The organism is Protofrankia sp. Cr1, assembly GCF_963555865.1.
In the GTDB taxonomy this organism is placed as follows: Bacteria; Actinomycetota; Actinomycetes; order Frankiales; family Frankiaceae; genus Protofrankia.
The window spans coordinates 3,947-9,622 of the sequence record NZ_CAUVXO010000127.1 but is presented as its reverse complement, the minus strand read 5'-3'; the positions used below and the strand labels follow the sequence as shown (position 1 = coordinate 9,622).

At 70.3% G+C, this 5,676-nt stretch carries 4 protein-coding genes; 1 reads left to right on the top strand and 3 read right to left on the bottom strand.

Annotated elements, in window-relative coordinates; genetic code table 11:
* From U9980_RS12530 to U9980_RS12520, 3 genes are all read right to left on the bottom strand, one after another.
* The coding region (locus U9980_RS12530) for an alpha-(1->3)-arabinofuranosyltransferase domain-containing protein (protein WP_322768062.1) at nt 1-1,228 on the bottom strand (1,228 nt) is incomplete at its 3' end.
* 165 nt (nt 1,229-1,393) lie between these two features.
* Nucleotides 1,394-2,941 carry a hypothetical protein gene (locus U9980_RS12525; RefSeq protein WP_322768061.1) on the bottom strand — a complete coding sequence of 516 codons (1,548 nt, stop codon included), beginning with the start codon at nt 2,939-2,941 and terminating at the stop codon, nt 1,394-1,396.
* Nucleotides 2,942-2,959: 18 nt separating this feature from the next.
* Complete coding sequence (locus U9980_RS12520) at nt 2,960-3,838, bottom strand: class I SAM-dependent methyltransferase (RefSeq protein WP_416210253.1); 879 nt, start codon at nt 3,836-3,838, stop codon at nt 2,960-2,962.
* 359 nt (nt 3,839-4,197) lie between these two features.
* Between U9980_RS12520 and rpsA the strand changes: the two genes are divergently transcribed.
* Nucleotides 4,198-5,676, top strand: a 1,479-nt coding sequence (gene rpsA / locus U9980_RS12515) for a 30S ribosomal protein S1 (protein ID WP_322779398.1), incomplete at its 3' end; no start/stop codon positions are given.

The window sequence follows — 5,676 nt, the reverse complement described above, 5'->3', positions numbered from 1 at the left end:
GTGGTACCGCCCGGGGCATTGACCGGAGCGCGAACCCGGCGGTGGATGCCTGCGCGAACGCGCGGAACGCAGCGCCCAGCGGCGAGGGGTTGTCATAGGGGTACACGCCCACCGCGACCGTGGTACCGACGAGCACCAGCAGGACAAAGTAGGCTTTGTAGCCCCACCGAAGCAGCGCCGCGCCCGCCAGCGCCAGCATGGGTACCGCGAAGCTCACGGCGACCACCCACACGGTCTGGGTGTAGTCACGCGACGGAGTGATCCAGGTGCCGAGAGCATCCTCGCCGTAGAAGTACCAGTTGCCCAGGCCGCGTAGTACCTCCGACGCCTGCGAGGCGCTCGCCACCGTCTTGAGCGTCTCGCTGTAGGCAAGGATGTCCACGCCGTAGCCGGCCTGGGTGACCAGACCCGCGATCCACCAGGCCGAGCACAGCACGACCAGCACACCGGTACGGACGATCATGCCCAGCGCGGGGCCGAGCCGGACCTCCCGGGTCCCCCACAGGGCAAAGGGTAGCCACAGCATCGGCGCCAGCAGCACGAAGATCAGGCTGGCCGCGTTGCTGCTGCCGACCAGCGCGACGGTGACACCGAACGCGGCCGGCCAGCGCCAGCCGTCCGGCAGCCAGGCCGCGCGGCCGCCCCGGGCCTCGCGCAGCCCGCGGACGGTGATCCCGAGCAGCCAGCCCAGGCCCGTGTACGGCAGCAGGATCGCCGACATCCGAGCCTCGTACTCCAGGACATAAGGGCTCAACATGTAGGCGACCGCGGCGACGAAGGCGGACCTGTTCGGCCACCGAAACGACCGCATGCAGAACAACACGCCCGCGCCGGCCAGGAACAGCACCGAGCCGGTCCACAGCCGCTGGGCGACCCAGGCGGGCAGACCGACGAGGTCGACGAGCCAGAAGAAGGCGCCCTGCGGGAGGAGGAAACCGATGTTCTGGTGGGTGACCGCACCCATCCCGATGTTCGGGGCCCACATGATCCCCGCATGGCTGATCAGCCGTTGCGGGTCGATGTACAGGTAGGCCTTGGTGTCGACACCGACCCGCCCGGGTGCGGTGAGCAGCAGCGGGAGGTAGGCGATCGCGGCCAGCAGCGACGCGGGCCACGACGGCAGCCACCGGCGTCGCAGCGGCGACGACTCGCCGCCGGCGCCCGGGCGGCCGGCGAGCCGGCGGGAGAGAACTCGCCGCGGATGTGCCGATGGTGCGGTCAGGGTCACCGGTCCAGCCCAATCGTCCTGGTTCGGCTCCCGGTCGCTGGTGCGGCAGGGAGGAAGACGGCAGCACGCCGCGGGCCTGGCCCCCAGGGCCTGCGGTGATCGCGAAGCGTGTCCGAAGCATCCTAATCCGACCCGCGACGCGTCCGAGCAGCGATGATCGCACGCTCACCGGGTGGCGGTGCGCCGGGCGTCAGCCCAGACCAGCAGTCCCGTGCCTGCGGCCAGTACCGCATGCAGCGCGAGTTCCAGCCGGGCGGTCGCCACCGAGGCGCCGCCGACCCACCAGATGCCCGCAACGGCGAGGGCCGTCGCGGCCGCGAGCACCACCAAGACGCCGCGCGCGCCGACGGCCAGCAGGTAGTGGGTGAACAGGACGGTTGCCCCGAGGCAGGTCATGGCTGCGGCCAGCGGTGCGAGGGAGCCTGCGGCCGCGGTCAGCCGTGGGCCGAAGGCCAGTGCCAGTCCACCCGCCGGAGCGAGCAGGGCGACCAGGAGCAGCCCGGTGGCCGGCACCGCGAGCATCGCCAGGGTCGCGCCCAGCTGGTGCAGCGCGTGCTCACCGCGGTGGCGGCGGCTCGCGGTCTCGGGCAGCAGAAAGCCCCCCAGGACGACCGCGGCGAAGACCAGCGCCTTGCACGCGACGGACACCGCCGCGTACGAGCCGGCGTCGACGGAGCGGTGTGCGCCGATCGCCAGCACGTCGATGTTCTGGAGCACGCCCAGCAGGACCAGGGCGCTCAGCGCGGCGCCGACCTCGACGGCCAGCCGGTTCGGCGCCATCGCGGGCGCGGTGCCTGCGGACAGGTTGGCGGCGGGCGGGTTGGCGCGCGCCGCAGCGCGGCCGGCGTGGGAGCCCAGGATCGAGCGCCCGTGCCCGAGCCCGACCAGTACACCGAGCAGGATCGCCAGGCAGACGCCATCGGCTCCGAGACCCGCCAGCACCAGCCCGACCGCGAGGGCGCCCCGGACCAGGCCCTCCAGCAGCAGGTTGGCCGCGAGGCCGGCGTACCTGTGGGTGGACTGCAGCAACCCGCGGTCCACGCAGAGCAGGCACCAGGCTGCGCCCGCGGTGAGCATCTCGGCGACACCGCCGGGACCCGGCAGGGACAGCGCCGTGGCGATGACACCCCGCAGCAGGAGAGCTGCGATACCGGTCAACACGACCAGGACGACACCGCCACGCCGGACCCGCGCAATCCATTGGTCGATCATCGCGGCCTCACCCGTCTGCTGCCAGGGCGTCACCTTGCGGACGACGCCGACGAGCAGGGCGCTGCCGGGCATGGACACCACGAAGAACAGCGCCAGCAACTGGGCCAGCGCCCCGTAGGCGGTGGTGGACAGATGCCGGGCGAGCACCAGCGTGACGAGCAGGTTCGCGAGGTTGGCGGCGAGGGCGGCAACGGCCAGTGGGGACGCACCGCGAATCGCCCCCCGCAGGGCGTGCCGGGGTGGGGCCGCTACCGCGAGCGGGGCCGGCACCGGTGCCGCCGGGGATCGGGGGGGCCTTGCACCGACCGGGCCGCGCTCGGGTGGGCACGGGCGCCGGGCAACCGGGACCGCATCCACCGTGCCCGGACGGCTGGCCGTTGTGTCCTCCCACCATGTCACGACGGCAACATTCCCATTACTAATTGTAACAAGCATGTAGCTGGCCATCTGGGGCCGGCCATGGCGGACTCCGGCCGGCCGGGCCAAAGGTGGCGCGATCACCGTTGTCGTCGGGACGTCTCAGGTGGTCCCGGTGCCCTTTTCGGTCACGAAGATCGCGGTGGATGGAAACAGGCGGCCACGCACCGGCCCCCACTGGCCCCAGACCCGGTCGTGCCCGGCCGGCCACTCCGGTTCGATCAGGTCCAACACGGTCAGACCGGCGGCCACCAGCTCCCGGACGCGGTCACCGACGGTCCGGTGGGTCTCGGCGTAACTCGTCCGGCCGGCCCAGTCCCGCTCGACGTATGCCCGCCGGTCGAAGTAGCTGCGGACCACGGTCAGACCCTCCCTGCCCGGATGATCGGGAAAGGACCAGATCATCGGGTGTGTGGTGGAGAAGACCCAGCGCCCGCCGGGACGCAGCACCCGGGCGACCTCACGCATGACGGCCGCGCTGTCCGCGACGAAGGGGATCGCGCCAAAGGCCGAGCAGGCCAGGTCCACACTTGCGGCGGCCAGCGGCAGCCGGGTGGCGTCGGCCTGTACCAGGGCGACGTCCACACCGGTGGCCACCGACAGCGTCCGGGCGTGCCGCAGCTGGCCTGCGGACAGGTCCAGCGCGACCACGTCCGCACCACGGGTGACCAGCCAGCGGGCACACTGCGCGCCGCCGCACCCGATCTCCAGCACGGTCCGGCCGCGGACGTCGCCGAGCAGGTGCGCGTCGGCCTCCCGCAGACCCTCGGGGCACCACAGGAAGTCCGTGTCACCGAGAAAGGCACCATGCTCGGCCTGGTAGTCGTCGGCGGTGGCGTCCCAGTAGCCACGGTTGGCCCATCGGGCGCTGTCGTCGTCGACGTCGCTGTACCCGAACTCGGCGGGGTGATACCCGCCCGGCGGGTACTGCGGCAGGACGGGCCGGGGCGCGTCCGGTCTGGCGGGTTCTGGTCCGTTCACGGCATCGATCCTCGCAGTGTCCGCTGGGCATCGAATCGGGGGTGGGTTGGCCGCCGCGTGCGTCATCCCGTTCCGATGATGTGACATGGTCGCGGTCCCATCGGGTTCGCGGGCCGTCTCCGGCGCGGTTCACCCCGACGCGGGACGAGGTTGACCCGCCATGGCGTTGACCACCCTGGACAACGATCCCTAGACTTGGGTCTGGCACGAGAGTCTGTGGATCTCAGACCTAGTAGATCCGCTCGAGCGTCGCTATCGGTACCGACAGTGTTCGTTTTGCACGGTCCCTGTCCCTCCGTCCCGGCGGTTCGATCCGGCCCCTCGTGCATTCGACGAACCCTGTAGCCGGAGCCGACCCCTTGACGAGCACCACCGACGTACGACCCGTGGAGACCGTGACCACACCGCCCACCCCGACCACCCCGCAGGTCGCGGTCAACGACATCGGCTCGGCTGAGGACTTCCTCGCCGCCGTCGATAAAACGATCAAATTCTTCAACGACGGTGACATCGTCGACGGAACCATCGTCAAGGTGGACCGCGATGAGGTGCTCCTCGACATCGGTTACAAGACCGAAGGCGTGATCCCCTCGCGGGAGCTTTCGATCAAGCACGATGTCGACCCGCACGAGGTCGTGACGGTCGGTGATCACGTAGAGGCCCTTGTTCTCCAGAAGGAGGACAAGGAGGGCCGTCTCATCCTGTCCAAGAAGCGCGCGCAGTACGAGCGCGCCTGGGGCACGATCGAGAAGCTCAAGGAGGAGGACGGCGTCGTCAACGGCACCGTCATCGAGGTCGTCAAGGGCGGTCTCATCCTTGACATCGGGCTGCGGGGCTTCCTGCCTGCGTCGCTGGTGGAGATGCGCCGGGTGCGCGATCTGCAGCCCTACGTCGGCCGCGAACTCGAAGCCAAGATCATCGAGCTGGACAAGAACCGGAACAACGTGGTTCTGTCCCGGCGCGCGTGGCTGGAGCAGACCCAGAGCGAGGTCCGGTCGGAGTTCCTCGCGCAGCTGGCCAAGGGCCAGATCCGCAAGGGCGTCGTCAGCTCCATCGTCAACTTCGGGGCGTTCGTCGACCTTGGTGGTGTCGACGGTCTGGTGCACGTGTCCGAGCTCTCCTGGAAGCACATCGACCACCCCTCGGAGGTCGTGGAGGTCGGCCAGGAGGTCACGGTCGAGGTGCTCGACGTCGACCTGGAGCGCGAGCGGGTGTCGCTGTCGCTCAAGGCCACGCAGGAAGACCCGTGGCGTCAGTTCGCCCGTACCCACGCGATCGGTCAGGTCGTCCCGGGTCGGGTCACCAAGCTCGTGCCCTTCGGCGCGTTCGTCCGGGTGGACGAGGGCATCGAGGGTCTGGTGCACATCTCCGAGCTGGCCGAACGGCACGTGGAGATCCCCGAGCAGGTCGTGAACGTCGGCGACGAGATCCTCGTCAAGGTCATCGACATCGACCTCGACCGGCGCCGGATCAGCCTCTCCCTCAAGCAGGCGAACGACTCCAGCGCCCTTGTCGGCGAAGGCGAGGCGTTCGACCCGTCCCAGTACGGGATGGAGGCCAAGTACGACGAGGCGGGCAACTACGTCTACCCCGAGGGTTTCGACCCGGAGACGGGGGAGTGGCTGCCGGGCTTCGAGGAGCAGCAGACCGAGTGGGAGCGGCAGTACGCCGACGCCCAGCAGCGCTACGAGGCGCACCAGGCGCAGATTCGGGCCGCGCAGGAAGCCGAGGCCGCTGCGGTCGCCCCGTCGTCCTACACCTCTGCCGAGCCCGACCAGCCCGCCTCCGCGATCGACGAGGACGCGCTTCGTCGCCTTCGGGAGCAGTTCGGCCGGGAA